At 73.5% G+C, this 22,409-nt stretch carries 19 protein-coding genes; 13 read left to right on the top strand and 6 right to left on the bottom strand.

Annotated elements, in window-relative coordinates; translation table 11 throughout:
• Positions 1 to 13 precede the first annotated feature (13 nt).
• The 3 genes from BJY16_RS10460 (at position 14) to BJY16_RS10450 (ending at position 2,694) form a co-directional block, all read left to right on the top strand.
• Positions 14 to 907 (top strand): cyclase family protein, encoded by an 894-nt coding sequence (locus BJY16_RS10460; protein ID WP_185039114.1) that lies wholly within the window; start codon positions 14 to 16, stop codon positions 905 to 907.
• Complete coding sequence (locus BJY16_RS10455) at positions 907 to 1,923, top strand: tetratricopeptide repeat protein (RefSeq protein WP_185039111.1); 1,017 nt, start codon at positions 907 to 909, stop codon at positions 1,921 to 1,923. The genes BJY16_RS10460 and BJY16_RS10455 overlap by 1 nt, the downstream gene beginning before the upstream one ends.
• A gap of 66 nt (positions 1,924 to 1,989) precedes the next feature.
• Positions 1,990 to 2,694 carry a tetratricopeptide repeat protein gene (locus BJY16_RS10450; protein WP_185039108.1) on the top strand — a complete coding sequence of 235 codons (705 nt, stop codon included), beginning with the start codon at positions 1,990 to 1,992 and terminating at the stop codon, positions 2,692 to 2,694.
• Between the two features lies 1 nt (position 2,695).
• On the opposite strand, the gene BJY16_RS10445 is transcribed toward BJY16_RS10450, so the two are convergent.
• Complete coding sequence (locus tag BJY16_RS10445) at positions 2,696 to 3,706, bottom strand: lysylphosphatidylglycerol synthase transmembrane domain-containing protein (RefSeq protein WP_185039105.1); 1,011 nt, start codon at positions 3,704 to 3,706, stop codon at positions 2,696 to 2,698.
• A gap of 80 nt (positions 3,707 to 3,786) precedes the next feature.
• Between BJY16_RS10445 and BJY16_RS10440 the strand changes: the two genes are divergently transcribed.
• Positions 3,787 to 5,064: an NAD(P)/FAD-dependent oxidoreductase gene (locus tag BJY16_RS10440; RefSeq protein ID WP_185039102.1), complete on the top strand. Its 1,278-nt coding sequence runs from the start codon at positions 3,787 to 3,789 to the stop codon at positions 5,062 to 5,064.
• Here the strand turns inward: BJY16_RS10440 and BJY16_RS10435 are convergent.
• Positions 5,061 to 6,635: an APC family permease gene (locus tag BJY16_RS10435; RefSeq protein ID WP_185039098.1), complete on the bottom strand. Its 1,575-nt coding sequence runs from the start codon at positions 6,633 to 6,635 to the stop codon at positions 5,061 to 5,063. The genes BJY16_RS10440 and BJY16_RS10435 overlap by 4 nt on opposite strands.
• 151 nt (positions 6,636 to 6,786) lie before the next feature.
• On the opposite strand from BJY16_RS10435, the gene BJY16_RS10430 reads away from it, so the two are divergent.
• The 9 genes from BJY16_RS10430 (at position 6,787) to crcB (ending at position 16,265) form a co-directional block, all read left to right on the top strand.
• Positions 6,787 to 9,039: a putative bifunctional diguanylate cyclase/phosphodiesterase gene (locus BJY16_RS10430; protein ID WP_239177170.1), complete on the top strand. Its 2,253-nt coding sequence runs from the start codon at positions 6,787 to 6,789 to the stop codon at positions 9,037 to 9,039.
• 72 nt (positions 9,040 to 9,111) lie between these two features.
• A complete protein-coding gene (locus tag BJY16_RS10425) occupies positions 9,112 to 10,173 on the top strand; it encodes a glycosyltransferase family 2 protein (RefSeq protein ID WP_185039095.1) in 1,062 nt (353 codons plus the stop codon).
• Positions 10,174 to 10,177: 4 nt separating this feature from the next.
• On the top strand, positions 10,178 to 10,627 hold the full coding sequence (locus BJY16_RS10420) for a GNAT family N-acetyltransferase (RefSeq protein ID WP_185039092.1): 450 nt from the start codon (positions 10,178 to 10,180) through the stop codon (positions 10,625 to 10,627).
• Positions 10,624 to 11,640, top strand: coding sequence for a pseudaminic acid synthase (gene pseI, locus BJY16_RS10415; protein ID WP_185039089.1), 1,017 nt, complete (start codon positions 10,624 to 10,626; stop codon positions 11,638 to 11,640). The genes BJY16_RS10420 and pseI overlap by 4 nt, the downstream gene beginning before the upstream one ends.
• 1 nt (position 11,641) lies before the next feature.
• Complete coding sequence (locus tag BJY16_RS10410; protein ID WP_185039086.1) at positions 11,642 to 13,201, top strand: hypothetical protein; 1,560 nt, start codon at positions 11,642 to 11,644, stop codon at positions 13,199 to 13,201.
• Complete coding sequence (locus tag BJY16_RS10405; protein WP_185039083.1) at positions 13,198 to 14,202, top strand: hypothetical protein; 1,005 nt, start codon at positions 13,198 to 13,200, stop codon at positions 14,200 to 14,202. The genes BJY16_RS10410 and BJY16_RS10405 overlap by 4 nt, the downstream gene beginning before the upstream one ends.
• A gap of 3 nt (positions 14,203 to 14,205) precedes the next feature.
• Entirely contained in the window at positions 14,206 to 15,180 is a 975-nt protein-coding gene (locus BJY16_RS10400; RefSeq protein ID WP_185039080.1) for a right-handed parallel beta-helix repeat-containing protein, read from the top strand.
• 274 nt (positions 15,181 to 15,454) lie between these two features.
• Positions 15,455 to 15,868 (top strand): fluoride efflux transporter FluC, encoded by a 414-nt coding sequence (locus BJY16_RS10395; RefSeq protein WP_185039077.1) that lies wholly within the window; start codon positions 15,455 to 15,457, stop codon positions 15,866 to 15,868.
• 40 nt (positions 15,869 to 15,908) lie between these two features.
• Positions 15,909 to 16,265, top strand: coding sequence for a fluoride efflux transporter CrcB (crcB, locus tag BJY16_RS10390; protein ID WP_185039074.1), 357 nt, complete (start codon positions 15,909 to 15,911; stop codon positions 16,263 to 16,265).
• Positions 16,266 to 16,524: 259 nt separating this feature from the next.
• Here crcB and BJY16_RS10385 read toward each other — a convergent pair whose 3' ends face one another.
• From BJY16_RS10385 to BJY16_RS10370, 4 genes are all read right to left on the bottom strand, one after another.
• A complete protein-coding gene (locus BJY16_RS10385) occupies positions 16,525 to 18,756 on the bottom strand; it encodes an MMPL family transporter (protein ID WP_185039071.1) in 2,232 nt (743 codons plus the stop codon).
• A 71-nt stretch (positions 18,757 to 18,827) separates the two neighbouring features.
• Complete coding sequence (locus BJY16_RS10380; RefSeq protein WP_185039069.1) at positions 18,828 to 19,472, bottom strand: response regulator; 645 nt, start codon at positions 19,470 to 19,472, stop codon at positions 18,828 to 18,830.
• 21 nt (positions 19,473 to 19,493) lie between these two features.
• Positions 19,494 to 21,050, bottom strand: a complete 1,557-nt coding sequence (locus BJY16_RS10375; protein ID WP_239177168.1) for a M1 family metallopeptidase — start codon at positions 21,048 to 21,050, stop codon at positions 19,494 to 19,496.
• 40 nt (positions 21,051 to 21,090) lie between these two features.
• Positions 21,091 to 22,401, bottom strand: coding sequence for a sensor histidine kinase (locus BJY16_RS10370; protein ID WP_185039063.1), 1,311 nt, complete (start codon positions 22,399 to 22,401; stop codon positions 21,091 to 21,093).
• Positions 22,402 to 22,409 lie beyond the last annotated feature (8 nt).

The following is a 22,409-nucleotide window of genomic DNA, read 5'->3' as shown; positions in this document are numbered from 1 at the left end:
TCAGGAGGCGCACGTGCTGCGGTATCGGGCCGAGTTCGACGCGGAGGTCACCTTCACCGACGGCGGTGACCTGAGCGCCCGGCGCTTCCAGGTGGACGTGCCGCATCCCGACGTCACCGAGGCGGAGATCACCGAACGGCTGATCGCCCTGCTCGCGCCGCGTCCGGTCGACCGGGCGCGGCTGAGCGCGGTCCGGGTCTTCGGCGAGCCGGCGGTGATCCCCGGGCCACGCCGGCCGCCGACCCGGTTCGTCGAGCTGAGCCACGTGATCCGGGACGGGCTGACCACCTATCCGGGGCTGCCCGGCCCGCGGATCAGCCGGTACCTCAGCCACGCCGAGTCGCGCGACCGGTACGCGCCCGGCACGGAGTTCTCCATCGACCGGATCACCCTGGTCGGCAACACCGGGACCTACCTGGACAGCCCGTTCCACCGCTACCCGGACGGGACGGACCTGGCCGGGCTGCCGCTGGACCGGCTCGCCGAGCTGCCCGCCGTGGTGGTCCGGGCGGCCGGCGGCCCGCGCGGGGTCACCGCCGCGGCGCTGGCCGAGGTGGACGTGGCCGGCCGGGCGGTGCTGCTGCACACCGGCGGTGACCGGCACTGGGCCACCAAGGACTATGCGGTCGACGCGCCCTACCTGACCCGGGACGGTGCGCAGGACCTGGTCGACCGGGGCGCCGCGCTGGTCGGGATCGACGCGGTGAACATCGACGACATCACGGCGCAGGCCCACGGCGAGCGGCCGGCGCACAGCCTGCTGCTGGCCGCCGGGATCCCGATCGTCGAGCACCTGACCAACCTCGCCGCGCTGCCGCCGCACGGCTTCCGGTTCACCGCGGTGCCGCCGCGGATCGCCGGCTTCGGGACGTTCCCGGTGCGGGCGTACGCCACGGTGCCGGCCTGATGACCGGTCAGCCGGTCGCGCTGGCCCGGGTGCGGCTGCAACGGGGCGAGCCGGCCGCGGCCGCCGAGCTGCTCGGGCCGGTGCTCGCGGCGGAACCCGACCACCTCCCGGCCCTGGTGCTGATGACGCACGCCCAGCTGGCGCTGGAGAAACCCGAGCTGGCGCACGAGGTGGCCACCCGGGCGGTCCGGCAGGCCCCCGGCTCGGCCGAGGCGCTGACCGCGCTGAGCCGGACGCTGACCGCGCTCGGGCGGCACGACGAGGCGATCGGCACGGCGCGGGAGGCGGTGGCCCGGCAGGCGGACAACCCGTACCGGCACAACCGGCTGGCCTGGGCGCTGCTGGAGCAGGGCACCCGGTCGGTGGAGGCGGAGCACGCGGCCCGCGAGGCGGTCCGGCTGGGCCCGGACGAGGCCGACTTCCGGATCACCTACGCCATCGTGATGAAGCAGCTGAACCTGCCGGAGCGGGCCCGGGCGGCGCTGCTCGACGCGCTCCGGCTGGACCCGGAGAACGCGGTGGCCCGGCACGAGCTGGCCGCCTTCGACGTGGTGCACCGCAACCCGTTCGCGCTGAGCCGGCTGGCCCGGGGCGCGACCGGGCTGGTGGCGGCGCTGCGCGCGGACCCGCGGCAGGAGGCCAGCCGGAACCTGCTGGACGCGGCGTTGCGGCAGTTCCTGATCTACACGGCGATCATCATGGTGGTCTTCGCCTACCTGGGCTGGCGGGTGGCGGACGACTCGCCCGGGTGGGCTCGGGTGCTGGCCGCGGTGGCCGCGCTGGCTCCGGCCGGGTACGCCGGGTACTTCCTGCACCGGGTGGATCGGGTGCTGCGGTCGTACCTCAAAGAAGTGGTCACCCGGCAGCGGGCCGCGAGCGGCGCGGCGGCCCTGACCCTCGCCCTCCTGATCGCCGCCACCGTGGCGCCGGCCGGCTGGCTGCCCGGCCTGCTCGGGGTGGCCAGCCTGGCCGGTTTCGCGGTCCGGTTGCTGACCTCGATGGTGCCGCGCTTCTAAGAAATCCCGACCGGGTGCCGAAGGGAAGCCTGTGAGCCCCGTCCCCTGGCTACCCGGAGCGGCCCGATGACCGATGTGGCCCCAACCGCCCATCCCGGCGTCGCCGAGCGGGCCTTCGCCGATCCGACCGACATGGCGATCGCGCGCTCGGCCGCCCTCTTCGAGAACCTGCAGCCGGCCGAGGCCGCCGCGATGCTCGAACCGGTGCTGGCCGGCAACCCGCAGGCGGCCGCCGGCTGGATCCTGATGGCCCGCGTCCGGCTCGCACTGGACCAGGTGGAACCGGCGCTGGCCGCCGCGCACCGGGCGATCGAGCTGGCCCCCGAGGACCCGCGCCCGCTGGCCATCGCCAGCCGCGCGCTGACCCTGCAGGGCAAGCACGACGAGGCGATGTCGATGGCGTACCGGGCGGTCATCGTGGAGCCGAAGAACCCGCTCTGGCACGACCGGGTGGCCTGGGCGCTGCTCGCCGCCGACCGCCAGCTGGCCGACGCCGAGCAGGCCGCGCGCACCGCGATCGGGCTGGACCCGAACGAGGCGCACTACTACTTCACGCACGGGGTGGCGCTGGCCGCGCTCGGCCACGTCGACCAGGCCCGGCAGGCGCTCACCACGTCACTGCGGCTGGAGCCGAACAACCCGGTGGCCCGGCAGCGGCTGGACATCCTGAACGGGGCCGCGGCGCCCGTGGTGGAGAAGAAGAAGCGGGGCTGGAAGCTGTTCGGCCGCAAGCACGACGAGGCCCCGGTCCGGCCGGAGGAGCGCACCTGAATCAGGCGGCCGCCTTCTTCGCCCGGTGCCGCAGCAGCAGCCAGACCAGCCATCCGGTGCCGATGATGAACCCGAAGCTGATCAGCCGGTAGAGGACCACCGCGGCGACCGCGTTCGCGCTGGTCAGGCCGCCGGCGACCAGACCGAGCACGAGGGCCGCGTCGACCACCCCGAGCCCGCCGGGGATCACCGGGACGCTGGCCGCCGCCATCCCGGCGCAGTACGCGATCAGCAGGTGCACCGGCGCGATCCGGTCCGCGCCCACCGCCACGCAGCACATCCACAGGCACAACGCGTCGAACAGCCAGTTGGCCAGCGCGAGCAGCACCGCGACGGCGAAGTGCACCGGGTGCACCCGGATCGCGCGCAGCTGGGTGACGAACCCGAACAGCCGGTCCGCGCCGTGCTCGGGCGGCCGCCGGCGGACCCGGTTCACCCCGCCGAGCAGCGCCCGCACCGGCCGCTCCAGCCACAGTGGATGCTTGGCCAGCCACCGCACCCCGGCGGTCACCAGGATCGCCCCGAGCGCGTAGCCGAGCAGCGTGCGCCAGCTGCCGGTGTTCCGGGTCAGCAGCCCGCCGACCGAGCCGACCAGGATCAGCGCGCCGGTGGAGAGCACCCCGCTCAGCGCGATGCACCAGGACGCCGCCGCGGGCGACACCCCGTAGCGGCGCATCTGCCGGAAGTTGAAGCTGGTCGAGAAGACCGGGCCGCCGGGCAGCGTGACGCTCAGCGAATGCGCCGCGTAGGCCATCGCCACGTGCCGCCGCACGCTGACCTTGGTGCCCGCGCCGCGCAGCAGCGCCCGCTGCATCCGGGCGTAGGTGCCCATCGAGACGATCTCGGCGGCCAGTGCGGCGCCCACCCAGCCCCAGTGCGGCGTGCGCAACTGGGCGATCGCCGCGGTCAGCGCGGGCCAGCCGAGGATCAGCTCGCCGCCGAGGACGATCACCAGCACAGCCGCCACCAGCGGTCCCCTGGTGGCCGCCGCCGGGGTGCCGGTCACGGTCATCAGGAATCATGCTGCCAGCTCCGCGGGAAACTTTCGGTAACTTCACCGCGACGGTTTTCCCTGGTGGCACGCTGTTGCGCATGGCTCGCCCGCGGATCGTCATCGTCGGCGCCGGCTTCGCCGGCCACTCGGCCGCCCGCCGGTTGCAGCGGCTCGCCCGCGGCCGGGCGGAGATCGTGCTGCTCAACCCGACCGACTACTTCCTCTACCTGCCGCTGCTGCCCGAGGTGGCGACCGGGGTGCTCGAACCGCGGCGGATCTCGGTCCCGCTCGCGGCCACGCTGCCCGGCGTCCGGGTCCTGCTCGGCCATGCCGGCGCCGTCGACCTGAACGCCCGCACGGTGGAGTGGGCCGATCCGGAGGGCCGCCGCCGGGTGCTCGGCTACCACCGGCTGGTGCTCGCCCTGGGCAGCGTGAACAAGCTGCTCCCGGTGCCCGGCGTGAGCGAGTACGCGCACGGCTTCCGGGGCGTGGCTGAGGCGCTCTACCTGCGTGACCACCTGACCCGGCAGATCGAGCTCGCCGAGCAGGCCACCGACCCGGCCGAGCGCCGCGCCCGGTGCACCTTCGTGGTGGCCGGCGCCGGCTACACCGGCACCGAGGTGGCCGCCCAGGGCACGCTGTTCACCGCGGCGCTGGCCGCCGGCCGGCCGCTGGTCCGGGACCTGCCCCGCTGGCTGGTCGTGGACACCGCCGACCGGGTGCTGCCGACCCTCGACCCGCGGCTCTCGCACACCGCCGCCGAGGTGCTGCGGATGCGCGGCGTGCGGGTGCTCACCGGGACCGGGGTGGACCGGGCCGGGCCGGACGGGGTGCGGCTGAGCACCGGCGAGCAGGTGCCCACCCGGACGCTGGTCTGGTGCGTCGGCGTGCGGCCCGAGCCCCTGGTCGCCGGGCTGGGGCTGGCCACCCAGGACGGGCGGCTGGTGGTCGACGAGTTCCTCAACGTGCCCGGCCGGCCGGACGTGTTCGCCTGCGGGGACGCCGCGGCGGTGCCGGACGTGCTGCGTCCGGGCTCGCTGACCGGGATGACCGCGCAGCACGCGGTCCGGCAGGGCCGGCTGGCCGCCGGGAACGTGGCCGCCTCCTACGGGCACGGGCGGCGGCGGCCGTACCGGCATCGCGACCTGGGTTTCGCGGTCGACCTGGGCGGCTGGAAGGCGGCGGCGAACCCGCTCGGCGTCCCGCTGGGCGGGGTGGCCGGCAAGGCGGTCACCCGCGGTTACCACCTGCTGTCGATGCCGGGCAACCGCACCCGGGTGGTCACCGACTGGCTGCTCGACGCCACGCTGTCCCGCCAGCCGGTCCAGCTGGGCCTGGTGCGTGGCAGCGCGATCCCGCTCGCCGCCGACGGCTAGCCGGCGCCGTCCGGGTGCACGCGCTCGGGCCGGTGCGCGCCCGGGGTGCGCTGCCGCGGGATCGGGGCCGGCGGGTCGCCGGGGACCGGCCGCGGGGTGATCACCAGGACCGCGCCGCCGAGGCCGATGCCCGCGTAGCGGACCGGGCGCGCCGTCCGCAGCACCAGCGCGTGCGCGAGCCCGGCCAGCGGGCACGCGGCGAGCGCCCCGAGGACCACCGCCACCCACGGCGAGCCGGGGCGGACCACCAGCAGCGCGGCGAGGTTGCGGCAGGCCAGGTAGAGCAGCACGCCAAGGGACACAATGGACAGAACGGGCGCGAAGAAGCGGGTCCAGACGCCTTCCCGGCCCGGGCTGCGGTTCAGGTGCAGCAGCGCCGCCACCGCGGTGAGCAGCAGCAGCACCAGGACGGTGAGGCCGCCGCCGACCACCAGCCAGCGGGCGGTGCGGGCCGAGGCCGCCGCCCCGGCCAGGAAGGCGCCGGTCAGGGCGGCCCCCGCGATCAGCGACTGGGTCAGCGAGGCGGCGCGCGGCGCGCCGGTCCGGGACGAGACATTTCCCAGTACGCCCGGGAGCACCCGTTCCCGGCCGAGCGCGAACAGGTAGCGGGTGATCGCGTGGTGCATCGCCAGGATGGCCGCGAGCAGGCCGGTGACCAGCATCAGCCGCCCGAGCGTGACGGCCCACGGGACGAGCCGCTCGTCGGCCAGGGCGAACAGCAGCTCGGGCCCGCGGGCGGCGGCCCGGCCGGCCACCCCGGGCGGCCCGGCCGCCACGATCAGGCTCCAGGTGACGCCGGCCAGCAGCACGGCGACCAGCAGGACCGCTCCGCGCGCGGCCCGGCCCGGGGTGCGGCGCGGGTCGCGGGCCTCCTCCGCGTACGTCGCGGTGGTCTCGAAACCGGCGAAGGCCAGCACCGCGACGGCGAGCAGCAGGCCGAGCAGCGGGCGGTCGATCCGAGCCGGGTCGGTGATCAGGTAGGTGCCGGTCGGGATCGGGCCGCCGCCGGCCGGGCGCAGCACGTTCGCCGCGGCCAGGCCGGCCAGCACCGCCGTCTCGGCGACGGTGAGCAGGGCGATCACGCCGGCCGCGAACTCGACGCGCAGGATGCCGCCGAGCGAGACCAGCAGCCAGCCCGCGCCGGCCACCAGCCACCACGGGGCGGTCACCCCGAACCAGCTGTCCAGCAGCGGCGCGGCGGCCTGGCCGAGCACGGCGTAGAGACCGAATTGGATCGCATGATAGCCGGCCAGCGCCAGCCAGGCGCCGATCAGCGCGGCCGGCCGGCCCAGACCGCGGGCGAGCTGCGGGTAGGCCGCGCCGGCGCCGGGAGTGCGGCGGATCATGGCGGCGTACGGCGTACCGAAAAGGAGCAGGACGACCGTGACGGCGGCCACCGAGAGTGCCGCCAGCGGGCCGGCGCCGGCGGCCAGGACCGGCGGGATCACGGTGACCACGGTGGCGATCGGGGCGGCGGCCGCGACGCCGAAGAACGTGGCGGAGACCGCGCCGAGCCGCCCCGGAGCGAGCCCGGAGGGTGCCGGATGGGGAGGTTCCTCGGTCGTGCCCACGGACTCCATTCAGCCCACCGGACCGGGCTTTGACAACCATACGTGACGACACACTGACCGCTCGTGACCAGATTGGCACACGGGTTCCCGGGGTCGCGGCGGCTGGGTTGCAATTCCTCAACTGGGCCGCGGCCGCGCCGACTGCAACGACGTGCTCGCCACCCAGCAGCTGACGGAGTTTCTCGCCGTCGTCGCCGATCGGCCCGATGAGGCCGCCGCCCAGCATGCCGCCGTCGAGTGCGCGGTGCGCGCGCTCGGCGCCGACCTCGCCGTGCTGATGGTCGACGGAGGTGTGGTCGCCGCGGTCGGATCGCCGGTGGACCGGATCCCGGCCGGCGTCCTGACCGAGATCGCCGCCAGCCGGCGGGCCGACTTCGAGGTCGACGACCGCCGCTACGCGGTCACCCTGGCGCACCTCGACGGCGTCGCCCCGGGCGTGCTGGTGCTCGGCCGGGAGACGCCGTTCACCGTCGAGGAGGTGTGCCTGCTCCGCGGCATGGCCCGGGTGCTCGAGCTGAGCCTGCAGGCGCTGCACCTGATCGAGGTGGAACGCCGGCAGGCCGCCGAGAACGACCGCCTGATCAGCTCGCTGCAGCGCCGGCAGCGGCTCTTCGACGAGCTGAGCTCGGTGCAGCGGGCGATCGCCCGGCGCGAGCCGCTGCGCCGGATCCTGGACCAGATCACCGCGAGCGCGGCCGACCTGCTCGACGTGGAGATGTCCGGGCTGACCGTGCTGGACCTGGACGACCCGGCCCGGACCAGCCTGATCAGCAGCCGGGGCGTCCCGGAGGAGGCGGTGCTGCGGATGCAGGCGGTGCCGGTCGCCGCGCTGGGCGTCGCCGGGCTCGCCATCATGGGCGACGAGCTGGTCGCGGTGGACGACTACGCGAACTCGCCGATCGCCGTTCCGGAGATCGTCCGGGCCCGGCTGAAGAGCGTGATGGCGGTGCCGGTGCACGAGGACGGCACCGTGGTCGGCGCCCTGTTCGTCGGCTCCTACCAGGGGATCCGGGAGTGGGACCGGGCGGCGCAGGAGGTCCTCCGGGCGTTCGCCGAGCACGTCAGCCTGGCCATCACCGACGCGCGCACGCTGCGCGAGATGAACCACGCGTTCCACGACTCGCTGACCGGGCTGGCCAACCGTTCGCTGTTCACCACCCGGATGGAGAACGCGCTGGTCACCACCCGGTCCGGCGGGGTGGCCACGCTGCTGGTCGACCTGGACCGGTTCAAGGTGGTGAACGACTCGCTGGGGCACGCGGCCGGCGACCGGCTGCTGGCCGCGGTGGCCGACCGGCTGCGCGAGTGCCTGCGCGCCGGGGACACCGCGGCCCGGCTGGGCGGCGACGAGTTCGCGGTGCTGCTGCCCGGGGTGGCCGGCGTGGCGGCGGCGGTGCCGGTGGCCCGGCGGATCGTGCACGCGCTGCGCGACCCGTTCGACCTGGACGGGCGGGAGGTGTTCGCCACCTGCAGCGTCGGGGTGGCCTACGCCGAGCCCGGCGCGGCCGACGCGGAGGATCTGCTGGTCCGCGCCGACCTGGCCATGTTCGAGGCGAAGAAGCAGGGCAAGGACCAGCTCGCGGTCTTCGAGCCGGCCATGCGCGAGTCCTTCCAGAAGCACCTGGAGCTGGAGGCGGACCTGCGCCGGGCGGTGCTGCGGCACGAGTTCGAGCTGCGCTTCCAGCCGATCGTGCGGCTGCGCACCGAGGAGATCTCCGGCCTGGAGGCGCTGGTCCGCTGGCAGCACCCGGAGCGCGGGATGATCCCGCCGCTGGAGTTCATCCCGCTGGCCGAGGAGACCGGGCTGATCGTGCCGATCGGCGAGTGGGTGCTGCGCGAGGCGTGCCGGCAGGCGGCCCGGTGGAACGCGCAACGGCAGGACGGGACGCCGCTGACGGTCAGCGTCAACCTGTCCGCGGTCCAGCTGGACCGGGCCGACCTGCCGCGGCTGGTCGAGTCGGCGCTGGCCGACAGCGGGCTGCCGGCCCGCTGCCTGATCATCGAGCTGACCGAGTCGCTGCTGGTGGACCACCGGCCGGAGACGCTGCGCCGGTTGCAGGAGATCAAGGCGCTCGGGGTCCGGCTGGCGATCGACGACTTCGGCACCGGGTACTCGTCGCTGGCGTACCTGCGGAACTTCCCGGTGGACATCATCAAGATCGACAAGTCGTTCGTCGACGACATCGGCGACCTGCCCGCCGCGGCCGCGCTCACCCTCGGCATCATCCAGCTCGGGCAGGCCCTGCAACTGTCCACGGTGGCCGAGGGGATCGAGGACGCCGGGCAGCTCAGCGAGCTCGCCGGCGGCAACTGCGAGCTGGGTCAGGGCTACTACTTCGCCGAGCCGCTGACCACCGCGGCGATGGACAACCTGCTCTTCCCCAACCCGCCCCCCGCCGGGTGAATTCGCCTCCGACGCGCGGCGGCTTCAACTGCGGTTCGCCTCGGCGTCACGTCCGGCCAGCACGGTGGTCGGATGGACGCTCTGCTGACCGTCGTGGTGCCGGTCTACGCGGTCGAGGGGTTCCTCGAGACCTGCCTGGACTCGGTCCGGGCCGGGCTGACCGCTGAGGAGAACGCGGCGGTCGAGATCATCGCGGTCGACGACGCCTCCCCGGACGGCTGCGGCGCGCTGCTGGACGCCTACGCGGCCCGGCACGGCGGCCTGCGAGTGCTGCACCTGTCCAGCAACGTCGGCCTCGGGCCGGCCCGCAACGCCGGGCTGGCCGAGGCCACCGGGCGCTACGTCTGGTTCGTCGACAGCGACGACCGGCTGCCACCCGGCTCGGTGCGCGCGGTGCTCCAGCGGCTCCGCTCGTCGGTGCCGGACGTACTGCTCGTCGACCACCTGCGCGAGCACCCGGACGGCCGGCTGGAGCAGGACGCCAGCTCCCCGCTGCTGGCCGGCCCGGCCACCCTGGACCGGCTGCTCGGCCTGCAGCACACCGCGTGGAACCGGATCACGCGGCGCGGCCTGCTCACCGAGCACGGCCTGCGCTTCCCGGCCGGGTGGTACGAGGACGTCCCGTTCAGCAATCCGGTCCTGGTCGCCGCCGGGCACGTCGAGGTGCTGAACCGGGTCTGCTACCACTACCGGATCGGCCGGCCCGGCGCGATCACCGCGACCCGCAGCGAGCGGCACTTCGAAGCCTTCGCGCAGTACGACGAGCTGTACCAGCGGCTCGACCGGCTGGGCGCCCCGGCCGCGGTCCGGTCCCGGGTGTTCACCTTGATGATCAACCACCTGCTGGTGGTGGCCGGCAACGACTCCCGGATGCACCCGAGCTGCCGCCGCCGCTTCTTCCGCGGCATCGTCGGGCAGTACCGGCGGCACCGCCCGGCCGGCCACCGCGTCCCGGCCGGCCCGGCCGGGCTGAAGCACCGGCTGGTCGCGGCGAACAGCTACCCGCTGTACTCGGCGCTGCGGGCGGCGTACCGGCTGGCCGCGGCCCGGCACCGGGCCACCGAACGGCCACCTGCGGTTTCCCCGGACCTCTCCGCGACGCCACGGCCGGTCCAAACCACCTCCCTACGGTGACCGCGTGCTTCGACCCGCCACCGACTCCGACCGCGACCGGGTGCTGACCTGGCGCAACCATCCCGCGGTACGCGCCGTCAGCCTCACCACCCACGAGATCCAGCCGGCCGAGCACGCGGCCTGGTGGGCGAACCGGGCCGCCGACATCCTGATCTACGAGGAGGACGGCGTGCCGGCCGGCGTGGTGATCTTCAACGGCGCCACCTGGTCGTTCTACCTCGACGTCGAGGGGCTCGGCCCGCGGCTGCTCCCGGCCTGGATGCGGCTGGAGAAAGAGGCTGTCGAGTACGCCTTCGGCACCCTCGGCCTGGCCACCCTGGGCGGCGAGACGCTCGCGGAGAACACCCAGGTGCTCGCCCTGCACCGGCGCTTCGGGTTCCGCGAGACGCGCAGATACGAACGGCTGGTCGACGGCGTGCCGAAGACGGTCGTCTGGACAGAGAGAGCGAAATGAGCCCAACGAAGCCCTACATCGTCGCGGAGATGTCCGGGAACCACAACGGTTCCCTCGACCGCGCGCTGGCGCTGGTGGACGCCGCCGCGGACGCGGGCGCGGACGCCATCAAGATCCAGACGTACACCGCGGACACGCTGACCGTGGACGTCAAGCACCCGCGGTTCCAGCTCTCCGCCGGCCACGAGCTGTGGGGCGGCGAGTACCTGTACGACCTCTACACCCGCGCGCACACCCCGTGGGACTGGCACGCGCCGATCTTCGAGCGCGCCCGGGAGCGGGGCATCGAGGCGTTCTCCAGCCCGTTCGACCCGACCGCCGTGGAGCTGCTGGAAAAGCTCGACGCGCCGCGCTACAAGATCGCCTCGTCGGAGATCACCGACCTGCCGCTGATCCGGCTCTGCGCCTCGACCGGCAAGCCGATCATCATCTCCACCGGGATGGCCACGCTCCGCGAGATCACCGCGGCGGTGGACGCCGCGCGGGGCGCCGGGGCCACCGACGTCACCGTGCTCAGCTGCACGGCGTCGTACCCGGCCCCGCCCGAGTCGACCAACCTGCGGCGGATCCCGGTGCTGGCCGAGGCGCTCCGGCTGCCGATCGGGCTGAGCGACCACACGCTCGGCATCGGGGTGCCGGTCGCCGCCGTCGCGCTCGGCGCCGTGCTGATCGAGAAGCACGTCACCCTGGACCGCGCCGACGGCGGCGTGGACTCGGCGTTCTCGCTGGACCCGGCCGAGCTGGCCGCCCTCGTGGTGGAATCGGAGCGGGCCTGGCAGGCGCTGGGCAGCACCGCCATCGGCCCGACCGAGGCGGAGAAGGAGGGCCTGCGGTTCCGCCGCTCGCTCTACGTGGTCACCGACGTCCGGGCCGGCGAGCCGGTGACCGAGGCGAACGTCCGCTCCATCCGCCCCACCGGCGGCCTCGAGCCGGACGCGATCGGCAGCGTGCTGGGTCGCGTCTTCCGCACCGACGCCGCCAAGGGCACGCCGCTCACCTGGGATCTGATCTGACGTGCTGCTGAACGCGAACAAGCAGGAGTGGAAGCACTTCCTCAACGCCGCCGAGGTGTTCTGGCAGAAGAACCTGCCGGCCCCGGCCGACGACGGGGTGGTGCTGGTCGAGGCGTTCCACCAGGACCTGCGGGTGACGCTGCGCAACCTCGCGGTCGCCAACGCGATCCGCCGGGTGCGCCCGTCCCGGATGGTCGTCGTCACCGGGGTCGAGGAGGCCTGGGCCAAGACGCTGTGGCAGGGCTTCGACGTGTCGCTGGTGCGGGAGTTCTGCCAGGCGTACGGCGCGGCCGAGGTGATCGACGTCTGGGACGTCGTGCGCCGGTCGGACGCCACGCCGTCCTTCGACGTCACCGAGACCATCCGGGCGACCGACGCCCGGCTCGCCAAACTCGCCCGGATGCGGGAGAACCCGCCGGCCGAGCGGGTCCGCTACGGCAACGCCCTGGCCGCGTACTACGAGGAGGCGTTCGCCACCCGGAACGTCGTCGCGCTGGTCACCAGCCACGTCGACTACGACCAGTGGGGGCTCGCGGTGGACGTGGCGCGCCGGGCCGGCGTCCCGGTGATCCACACCCAGCAGACCGGCTGCCTCAAGGCGTACGCGCTGTTCCCCGAGCACGACACGCACACCGAGACGTTCCGGGGTGAGCTGACCCGGCAGATCGGCGAGGTCTTCGAGACCCGGGTCTGGCCGCGCCGGGAGCAGCTGCGCCCGACCACCGAGCTGATCGCCTGGCGGGCCAAGGTCAACCTGGGCCGGCCGAGCTGGTGGCGGGGCGGCACGAACGCCTCGGTCGACCTGAACGACCCGGCCGAGCGGGCCCTGCTGCGCAGCCACGCCGCGGCCCGGTTCGGGTTCGACCCGGAGAAACCGATCGTGGCGGTCTTCAACCACGCCGTCTCGGACGCGCTCGGCACCAACCGGGAGCTGTTCCCCAGCCTCTCCGCCTGGTTCACCGAGACGGCGGACTGGGCGGCGTCCCGGACCGACGCGCAGTGGCTGTTCCTGGACCACCCGAGCCAGCGGCTCTACGACTCCACCGGCTTCTTCGACGACCTGGCCCGGCGGCACCGGAAGTCGCCGCACATGATCTTCCAGCCGAGCGCCACGCTGAGCAAGAACGCGCTGTGGAGCCTCACCGACCTCGGGGTCACGGTGCGCGGCAGCGTCAGCAACGAGCTCCCCGCCTACGGCATCCCGGTGGTCCAGGCCGGTTGGTCGGAGTGGAGCTCGTGCGGACTGTCCACCGTGGTCGACTCGACCGACGCCTACTTCAAGACGCTGGACGAGAGCATCACGGCGATCCGGGACGGCGCCGACCTGGTCACCGAGGAGCAGGTGCAGCGCGCCCGGCTCTGGCTGTGGCTCTACCGCAGCGGCTCGGACGTGGTCACCCCGCAGGTCCCGCAGTGGGAGGTCTGGGGCGCGAACATCCTGCTCAAGTCGTTGCGGGCGACGTTCCGGCACATCGAGAGCGACGCCGATCCGCTCTTCGAGACGGTGGAGCGGATGTGGACCCGGCGCGAGCCGCTGCTGACCCGGACCGACCTGTCATGAGGGCCGGCCGGCACTTCCGCACCGACTTCGACGAGCCGGCCGTGGCCGCCACCCTGCCGATGGAGCTGACCAGCGGATCCAGCTCGGCGATCCGGATCGTGGACCAAATGATCCGGGGCACCGGCATCGTGGCCCGGGCGGCCGGCGAGTTCGGCGCGGTCGCGATCAAGGTGAACGGCACCGGCGGCCCGGTCCGGGTCGCCGTCTCGGTCGGCCTGGACGAGATGGCCACCCGCTGGTGGTCCGACCGGGTGCGGCCGTCCCGGCTGGCGCCCGAACTGCCCCGGCTGGTCCTGGTGCGGGCGCAGGGCCGGATCCGCGGCGCGCTGGTGCTGGCCCGGCGGCAGGGCTGGCGGGCCGCCGCGCCGGCCGAGGCCACCCTCGGCTTCGACCTGGCCGCCGGGGAACTCGCCGAGGACGGCCTGCTGATCGTGGAGCTGGCCGAGGCACGGCACCCGGAGTGGGCGGCCGGGCGGCTCAGCCCGCGCTCGGCGATCGGCCTGCGGCTCAACAGCGTCACGGCGCAGCCCGCCGAGCAGGCCGCCCCGGTCAGCGGCCCGGCCGGGCACACCGGCTGCGACTTCGCGATCGTCCAGCCGGGCGGGCCGCTCGGCTACCGGCTGGCGGCGGCCGGGGTGGCGGCGGCGCCGCCGGTGGCGATCAGCCCGCGCAACCGGTGGACCCGGCAGAAGCCGGCCCGCGCCGTCTTCAAGCTGTCCCGGGCGGCCCGGCGGGTGGCGGTGCGGGCGATCCCGCAGCGGCCCGGCGAGCTGGCCGAGGTGCTGGCCACCGACCTGATCACCGGCTCACCGGTGCGGGCCGAGGTGACCCGCGGGGCGGACGGGACGGCCACCGTACGGCTGGCCGAGCCGCCGGTGAACCCGGTGCTGCTCGGATCGGCCGAGGCGCAGCCCACCCTGTCCTGGCGCCTGACCGGCTCGTCGCCCCAGCGCGCCGCGCCGGCCCCGCCCGGATCGTCCCGGCCGGCCGGGACGCGGTAACCCATGCTTCTCGGTGACGACCCGGTGGCGAACCACCGGACGCTGCAGGACCTGCTGGACACCGAGCCGCCGGGCACCCTCGACCTGCCCCCGGGCGACCACCCGCTGGCCGAGGGGCTGCGGGTGCCCGGCGGCTGGACGCTGCGCGGCGCCTCGGCCGGGGACACCTGGCTGGTCTCCGCGTCCCGGACCGGGCACCCGGTGCTGCACGTGCTCGGCTCCGCGGTGTCGATCAGCGACCTCGGGCTCCGGCCGGCCCCGTCCGACCCGGGGGAGCACGGCGGCGACCGGGGCACCGGCCTCACCGTCGGCGAGTACCTGTACCGCGGTGAGCCGCAGTGGATCGGCGACGTCGACATCCGCCGGGTGCACGTCGACCACGGCCCGCTGCGGACCGCGAACGGGATCGGCGTGATGGGCGCGGTCCGCGACACCACGCTGCACGACGTGCTGGTCACCGGCGGGTACACCGGGGTGGCGGTGCACTGGGGTGCGGCCGGCGCGGACGTGTCGTCGATCGCCGGGCCGACCTACCACCCGCACCGGCTGACCGTTTCTGATCTGCGGGTCCGGGACGCGGTCGAGGGGTTCTACCTCAGCTCGGTGTACGACGTCCGGGTGACCGGCGCCTGCCTGCGCGACGTCGAGATGGGCTTCCGGCTGCTGCCCGGCGACAACACCGACCGCTTCGTGTCGTCGTCGTCCGGGGAGGTCGGCGCGCGGATCGCGGTGCGCGACGTCTGTGTGCGCTGGTCCGGGCCCCGGTACGCGGTCCGGATCGCCGGTTGGGGCCGCAGCGAGGTGGACGGGGTGGTCACCGTCCTGCCCTACCGCGACAGCGTGGTCCGTGACTGCCACCTCGCCGGGACCGGGACTGCCGGCAACTGGTCACCCCTCGTCGTGGAACAGGCCTCCGGCGTGGAACTCGACAACCTGACCGTCACCAGCGCCGGCCAGGGCTGCGCCCGCTGCGCCTGACGCAGCGGAACCGCGGCGCTACCTCCCGCACCCGTCCGGGGCCGGGTACCCACCCCGCAAGATCGTCGCCTACAGTGGACGATGAAACCGCTGAGGCACAGGTCAACGGGCATTTACATCGCCTGTTTCAGGTCGTTTCATGCGATCGGTGGATCTGCCCGAAGCGCCCGGAACCGGCCGGGGAGGACGCCGCCACGTCCCCCCGGCCGCCCGCGCACCCGCTTCTTCTTCCCGGCACCCGCGCCGTCTCCACCCGCGCGATACCGTTCCGGTGATGGATCTCGACGTTGATCGCCGGGCGCTGGCTGCCGTCTCGGCCGGTGGCGTGCTCGGCGCGCTGGCCCGCTACGCCATCGGCACGGCCTGGCCGCACACCCCGAGCGAGTTCCCCTGGTCCACCTGGCTGATCAACGTCTCCGGCTGCTTCCTGATCGGCGTGCTGTTCACCCTGCTCGCCCGGTTCCGCCCGGGTCACCGGCTGACCCGGCTCTTCCTCGGCACCGGCGTGCTCGGCGGCTACACCACGTTCTCCACCGCGGAGGTCGAGGTCGAGCGCGCCGTCCCGACGATCGCCCTCGCCTACCTGGCCGCCACGATCGTCGGCGCCCTGCTCGCGGTCTGGGCCGGCAGTGCCCTGGCCTCGTCCGCCACCCGACCCCGGCGCGGATCGGCGGTGGAGGCGAAGTGACCGGTCCCCGCGTCATCCCCGCGAAGCCGGCCGGGGCGTCATGACCCTGCTGATGGTCGCGCTCGGCGCGGCGATCGGGGCGCCGCTGCGCTATCTGACCGATCGGTACGTCCAGGCCCGCTACGGCGCCGGCTTCCCGTGGGGCACCCTGGCGGTGAACGTGGCCGGCTCGCTGCTCCTCGGCCTCGTCCTCGGCCGCCCGCTCTCCCCCACCGTCACCGCCCTGGTCGGCACCGGCTTCTGCGGCGCGCTCACCACCTACTCCACGTTCTCCTGGGAGACGCTCACCTTCGCCCGCCGCGGCGAGCAGGCCACCGCCGTCGCCTACGTCCTGGTCAGTCTGCTGGCCGGCCTCGGCGCCGCGACACTCGGCACGATCGCCGCCGGCGCCTTCTGACCCACCGGATCAACCCCCATTTCCGGTACGCGGTAAGCACCGCGGCGCCAGAAAACAGCCCGTCACGGCGTGGCCGGCGGACGGCTCGGCGCGGACCGGCAGGGGGCGGGTGCGGTCGTACCGAAAGCGCGAAACGGCCCGGATGCGAAGCGCACCCGGACCGTTCCCCTCGATCTGAGCCGACCGGACCTCGGGTCGGATCTTCGGACCGGAACCCCCGGCGCATCGCGGCCGCCGACGTCGAGGGCTCCGGAATCGGCTAGCGAAGCGTGGTCAATTCCGGCGTCCTCGACGTCGGCTCCTCGGGGCGCGATGCCGGCGAGCCGGAGGCGACGCCGGTCAGCACCGTCTCGTGCGCGATCTCCGGGAGCCAGCGCAGGCCACGCGGAAGCCACCAGTTCGCCTTGCCGAGCAGGACCATCACGGCCGGGAGCAGGACCGCCCGGATGATCGTGGCATCCAGCAGCACCGCGGCCGCCAGGCCCACCCCGAGCTCCTTGGTCGAGGTCAGCGGCAGCGTCGCGAAGAGCGCGAACACCGCCATCATCACCACGGCCGCGCTGGTGATCACGCCGGCCGTGCGGCCGATGCCCTCGGCGACCGCCTGGCGGGTCGGCAGGCCGCGGTTGTGGCCCTCCCGGATCCGGCTCAGCACGAAGACGTGGTAGTCCATCGACAGGCCGAAAAGGATCACGAAGAGGAAGAGCGGGATCCAGTTGATGATGCCGTCCGAGGGCAGGAACCCGAGCTGCTCGTCGAAGTGCCCGTACTGGAAGACGAAGACCAGCATGCCGTAGGCGGCGGCGACCGAGAGCAGGTTGAGCACCACCCCGGTGATCGCCACGGTCACCGACCGGAACGACACCAGCAGCAGGATGAAGGCCAGCCCGAGCACGAACCCGAAGACCCAGGGCAGACTCTGCTGCATCTGGTGGTTGAAGTCGGCGTTGCTCGCGGCCGAGCCGGTGACCAGCGCGGTCGCGCCCGGCAGGTCGCCGAAGGCAGCCGGCACCACCTCGCCGCGCAGCAGTTCCAGCGCGTCGGTGGACGCCTTGTTCTCCCCGTTGCCGGCCAGGCCGACCGAGACGATCGCCACCGTGCCGGCCGGGTTGACCTCGACGTCGACCGGCTCGACCAGCTTGCCGCCGCTGCGCCCGACCGCGGCCCGCAGCTCGGCGACCGCCTGGTCGAACCGCTCCCCGCGAACGGCCGGCGCCTGCACCACGACCTGGGCCGGCGAGGTCTTGCTCGGGAACGCCTCACTGATCGCCTGGTAGCCCTGCACCACCGGGGCGTGCGGCGAGACGTCCAGGATGTTCTGCCCGCGGGTGCGCATGTCGATGACCGGGGCGGCCAGCGCGCCGAGCACACCCACCGCGACCAGCGTCGAGATCAGCGGGCGGGCCAGCACGACGCGCAGGAACCCGTTCCACAGCCGGCCGTCGCTGCGCCGCCGGTAGAGGCCGGGGATCTTGATGGCGTCGACCCGGTCGCCGAGCACCGAGAGCAGGGCGGGCAGCACGGTCAGCGAGCCGAGCACGGCGGTGGCGACCACCAGGATGGTGCCCAGGCCGAAGCTGACGAACGTGGTGTCGTGGGTGAGGAACATGCCGGCCATCGCCACGATCACGGTGAGACCGGAGATCCAGATCGACCGTCCGGAGGTCTGCGCGGCGATCATCAGGGCCCGGTCCGGATCGGCGCCGGCCCGGCGCTCGTCGCGCTCCCGCCGGATGTAGAACAGGCAGTAGTCGACCCCGACGGCCAGTCCGACCAGCAGCATCACGTGCGTGGTGGCGTCCACCGTCGGCGCGAACCGGCTGCCGGCCGCCATCAGCCCGATCGCCGCGATCACCGCGGTCACCGCCAGGCCGACCGGCAGCAGCGCGGCCACCACCGCGCCGAAGGCCACCAGCAGGATGCCCAGGGTCACCGGGATGGAGAGCATGGAGAGCCGGGACAGGCCCGCGTCCAGCTCGTCACCGATCAGCTTGTCGCCGCTGGCGTCGCCCGCCTCGGTCACGTAGAGCTCCGGGTGCCCCGCCTGGATCTTGGCAACCGCGTCCAGCGCCGGCCCGACCCGCTCCTTCGCGGTCTCCGGGTCGCCGATGATGCTGAACGCCACCAGCGTCGACCTGCCGTCCGCGGACTGCAGCGGCGGCTGCACGTCGGTGACGTCGGCCAGCGTCTTCAGCGTGCGGGTCACCTCGGTGGTGACCGCCGCCCGGTCGGCGCCGGAGCGGTTCTGGATCAGCACCATCTCGCCGGCCGGGCGGACCGGGAAGCCGGCCGCCTCGACGATCTTGTCGGCCCGGCCGGAGTCGCCGTTGCCCTGCTCGGCCGAGGTCGCCTCGCGGGTGCCGACCTGGGCGCTGAGCACCACGGTCGCGGCCACGAAGGCGATCCAGCCGAGTATCGCGAGCACCCGGTGCCGGGCACTCCAGATCGCCGCGCGCGCCGCGATCCCTTTCACTTTCCCCCTGGTCTCCATGGCAAGAAACGCTATGGATCCGGCAGGCCGGGTTCGATCCGGCGAGCCCCCGACCGGGGGTAGGGCTAGCCCTACGTCTGGAGGTAGGCCAGCACCGCCAGCACCCGCCGGTGCTGCTCCTCGTCCTGGTGCAGGTCGAGCTTGGTGAAGATGTTGCGGACGTGTTTCTCCACCGCGCCGTCGGTGACCACCATCTTGCGGGCGATCGCGGTGTTCGACATGCCCTCGGCCATCAGGCCCAGCACCTCCCGCTCGCGCGGGGTGAGGCTGCGCAGCGGGTCGTCCCGGCGGCGCCGGACCAGCAGCTGGCCGACCACCTCGGGGTCGAGCACGGTGCCGCCCTCGGCCACCCGGCGCAGCCCGTCCAGGAAGTCGGCGACCAGCGAGACCCGGTCCTTGAGCAGGTAGCCGACCGCGCCGCGGCGGTCGGCCAGCAGGTCGTCGGCGTAGGAGACCTCGACATACTGCGACAGCACCAGGATCGGGGTGCCGGGCACCTCGGCGCGGGCCGCGACCGCGGCCCGCAGGCCCTCGTCGGTGTGCGACGGCGGCATCCGGACGTCCACGATGGAGACGTCCGGACGGTGGTCGCGGATGGCCGCGACGAGAGACGGCCCGTCGCCGACGGCCGCCACCACGGTGTGGCCGTTCTCCTCGACGAGCCGGACCAGTCCCTCGCGCAACAGCACCGCGTCGTCGGCAATCACCACCCGCATGCCGCCATGCTGTCAGATCGGTCAGCCCTGCGCGGGCCGCTTGTGCTGGGCCGGCGTGATGACGCTCGTCTCACCGGCGCCGAACGCCTGCGCCGAGGCGCTGGACGGCTTCCAGCCGCTGTGGCCCGGCATCGGCGGAACCTTCTTGCCGTACAGCCACTTGGTCAGGAACGAGTTCAGGTTCTTGCCGGAGACCTTCGAGGCCAGCTTGATGAAGTCCTGGGTGGAGGGCGACTTGCCCTTGTACTTGCTGACCCAGGCCCGCTCCAGCTGCTGGAACTTCTTGTCGCCGATCTTCTGCTGGAGGGCGTAGAGGACGAGCGCGCCGCCGGAGTACACGTTCGGGTTGAACACGTCCCAGACGGACTTCGAGCTCTTCGGGCGGGCCACCGGGCCGTACTGGGCACGCCACTGGTTGGCCAGCTGGTAGACCGCCTTGAAGTACGCCTCCCGGTTGCTGAAGCCGGTGTACTTCTTGAAGGTCTTGGTGTCGGCCGCGTACAGCAGCTCGTACCAGGTCGCGTGGCCCTCGTTCTGCCACACGTCGCTCCACGCGTTCGGCGCCACGCTGTCGCCGAACCACTGGTGCGCCAGCTCGTGCGCCATGATCGGGTTCCGGGTGGCCGCCGGGTAGGCGAAGATGCCGGTGTCGTACAGGGAGAGGGTCTGGGTCTCCAGCGCGAAGCCGAGATCGGCGTCGATGACCAGCGACCCGTAGTTCTCGAACGGGTACTTGCCGACCTTCTTCGTCATCCAGGCGATCTGCGAGCGCTCGACCTTCGCCTTGTCGAGGAGCTTCGCGGCCAGGCGGCGGGGAACGACGTCGCGGACCGGCACGCCGCCGACCGCCTTGCGGTTCTTCACCACGAAGTCGCCGGCGGCGACCTGCACCAGCTCGCTGGCCATCGGCTTCGACTCGCGGTACGTCGACGAGACGTACCCGGTGCTCTTGGCGTCCCGGACGTGCTTGCCGTTGGCCACGCCGATCCAGCCCTGGGGGGTGGTCAGCGTGATCGTGTAGGTCGCCTTGTCCCGGGGGTGGTCGTTGCTCGGGAACAGCTCGTGCGCGGTGTTCGGCTGGCCGGCCAGCACGGTGCCGTCGGCGGTGGACACGAAGCCCTCCGGCTCCTGGGCGCTGGCCGACGTCGGGGTGGCGGTGAAGTTGCCGACGTAGACCTTGAAGGTCTTGCCCTTCGGCAGGTACGAGGCCGGGGTGATGACCAGCTCGTCGCCGGAGCGGCGGAAGCTCGCCGCCTTGCCGTTCACCCAGACGCTGCCGACGCTGTCGCCACCGAAGTCCAGGTCGAACCGGGACAGGTTCTTGGTGGCGACCGCGGTGATCGTCACGTTGCCGGTGACGGTCTGGGTAGGAGTCTTGCCCGGGTACTTGAGGCCGAGGTTGTAGTTCTTGACGTCGTACCCGCCATTGCCGAGCAGCGGGTAGAGACGGTCACCGAGACCGGCGGAGCCGGGGGTGCCGGCCGCGGCGACAGCGGGCGTGATGCCCCCGGCGACCCCGACGAGCACGGCGGTGCCCGCGGCGAGCGCCGCGGACAGGCCATTGACGATCTTACGCATGCTGGGGACGATACGGCCCCGTCGCAACCCCATGGATCGGCTAAAGGGGCAGGGCCGCGGTCAGCCGGGTACCGGCGCCGTCCGGGCTCTCCACGGCCAGCACCCCGCCGGCCGCCTTGACCCGATCGTCCAGGCCGGCCAGGCCGTGCCCTTTCGCCAGGCTGGCCCCGCCCACCCCGTCGTCGGCCACGGTGATCAGCAGGCCGGTGGCGTTGCGCTGCACGCTGACCTGCACCTCGGTGGCGTGACTGTGCTTGGCCACGTTGGTCAGCGCCTCGGCGACCACGAAGTACGCCGCCGACTCGACCGCCGGGTCCAGCCGCTCGACCACCGGGGCGTCCAGGTCGACCGGGACCGTGCAGCGCCCGGCCAGCGCGGTCAGCGCGGCCTGCAGCCCGCGGTCGACCAGGATCGGCGGGGCGATCCCGCGGGACAGCGCGCGCAGCTCGTCGAGCGTCTCCCGGGTCTGGGTGAGTGCCTCGGCCACGGTGGCCCGGGCCGCCTCCGGGTCGTGGGCGAACTGCTGCTCGGCCCGGCCCAGGTCCATCGCCAGCCGGACCAGCCGCTGCTGCGGGCCGTCGTGGATGTCGCGCTCCAGCTTGCGCAGCGCGGTCGCCTCGGCCGAGACGGCGGCGGCCTTCTGCTCCTGGGCCACGTCCCGGGCGGCGTTCGCCTCGGCCACCTGCCGGCGCAGCTCGCCGACGCCGCTGAGCAGGCCCCGGGCGAACTGCGCCTCGAGCAGCGCGGAACCCCGGACCACCGGGAACAGGGTGATCGCGAAGAACAGGCCGATCGCCAGGTTGAAGACGATCCGCACGGCCGCGGTGTCCGGGAAGCCGAGCAGCTCGGGCAGCTCCTGGTTGTCCGGCACGTGCGGCAGCGCCCAGTCGTAGAGCGGGTAGGTCAGCCCGGCCAGCGCGCCGACCCACCAGGTGAAGGTGAAACAGAAGGCGATCGTGCTCGGGATGAACCGGAAGATCCCGTGCACCAGGTCCAACCAGGACTGACCGTCGGCGATCGGGGCGAACATCTTGCCGATCCAGCTGGTGGCCTTGGTGGTCCGGTACCGCGGGTGCGGGACCCGGCGGCGCAGCACCGGGTTGATCCGCAACCGCTCCAGGTGGGCGAACCCGCGGGACATCGCGAGCGAGCCGGCCAGGATCGGCACCCCGATCCAGATGATCATGGTGCCCAGGCCGAGCGCGAAGCCGGTCATGCAGAGCACGATGGTGAGCAGCCCGAGCGGGAAGCCGAGCAGCACGTACTGCGTGTCCACGCCGAGCTGACGCAGGAAGCGCCGGGCCGGGGCGATCGGGTAGGTGGCCGGGGCTCCGGCGTACGTCGTCTCCATGTCTTCGA

This window comes from Actinoplanes octamycinicus, from assembly GCF_014205225.1.
Classification (GTDB): Bacteria; Actinomycetota; Actinomycetes; order Mycobacteriales; family Micromonosporaceae; genus Actinoplanes; species Actinoplanes octamycinicus.
The sequence above is the reverse complement of the archived record's forward strand: the minus strand, read 5'-3'. Positions and strand labels throughout refer to the sequence as shown.